Annotated in this window: 1 protein-coding gene; it reads left to right on the top strand. The window is 67.6% G+C overall.

Translation table 11 applies throughout. The annotated features are described in order from the left end of the window. Positions 1–61: 61 nt before the first annotated feature. Complete coding sequence (locus tag ACWFQ8_RS33560) at positions 62–1,228, top strand: IS30 family transposase (protein ID WP_453790044.1); 1,167 nt, start codon at positions 62–64, stop codon at positions 1,226–1,228. Positions 1,229–1,235 lie beyond the last annotated feature (7 nt).

The following is a 1,235-nucleotide window of genomic DNA, read 5'->3' as shown; positions in this document are numbered from 1 at the left end:
TGGCGAGCTCAAGGGATCAACGCACCACCCCACGGATGATCATGTGGTTGTGGAGGTCCAGGTGCGTGATTACGGGTTTTCGGTGGCTCAGCAGGACGAGATCTGGCGACGCTGGCGTGAGGGGCAGTCGTTCAGCCTGATCGGGCGGGAGCTTGGTGCGCCGATGCACCACGTCCGGCAGTTCCTGTACCAGAGTGGCGGCGTTCGCCTGGTCCCGAGGCAGAGGTCAGCGCGGCATCTGACGGGTATCGAGCGCGAGGAGATATCGCGCGGTATCGCAGCAGGCGAGTCCGCCCGGCAACTGGCCGGGCGGCTCGGGAGGCCTTCGTCGACGATCTCTCGGGAGATTGCCCGCAATGGCGGCCGGGACCGCTATCGGGCCGCAGCCGCCGAGGAGGCTGCTTACGAGCGTGGGCGCCGCCCCAAGCAGGCCAAACTTGCCCTCCTGCCAGGTCTGCGTGCGGTGGTGGAGGCTAAGCTCGCCCGTCGATGGTCGCCCGAACAGATCGCGGGGTGGCTACGCCGGCAGTTCGCCGGCAACGCAGCCATGCAGGTCTCGCACGAGGCGATCTACCTTTCGCTGTTCGATCCACGCCGCCAGCAGGCGATCGACCGCACTCTCACCCAGCAGTTGCGCACCGCCCGGCCCATGCGCCGCCCCAAGGTCGCCGCTCACCCAACCGGTAGGGGCGTCATCCGCGACATGGTGTCGATCAGCGCCCGCCCTGCCGAAGTCGAAGAGCGCAAAGTCCCGGGTCACTGGGAAGGCGACCTGGTGATGGGCACACGCCCCTCTGCGGTCGCCACGCTCGTCGAGCGGACCAGTCGCTTCACCGCGATCGTCGCGCTGCCGGAGGGCATCAAGGCCGAGCAGGTCGCCCCGCACCTCACCCGACGGCTCCTTGCCATCCCGCCACAGCTGCGGCGGACGCTGACCTGGGACCGGGGCCGCGAGATGGCCGAGCACAAGGCCATCACCACCGCGACCGGCGTTCCGATCTACCTCTGCAAGCCCCGTAGCCCCTGGCAGCGCGGCACGAACGAAAACACCAACCGGCTCCTTCGGCAGTACCTCCCCAAAGGCGCCAACCTCCGCACATTCACCCAGGCTGACCTCGACGCCATCGCCGACGAGCTCAACCACCGTCCACGCAAAGTCCACGGCTACCGCAGCTCAGCCGAGATCTACTATGACCTTCTGAACAGCGGTGATGCACTGACCGCTTGAGCCCGCC

Source organism: Streptomyces sp. NPDC055254, from assembly GCF_053606025.1.
The sequence above is the reverse complement of the archived record's forward strand: the minus strand, read 5'-3'. Positions and strand labels throughout refer to the sequence as shown.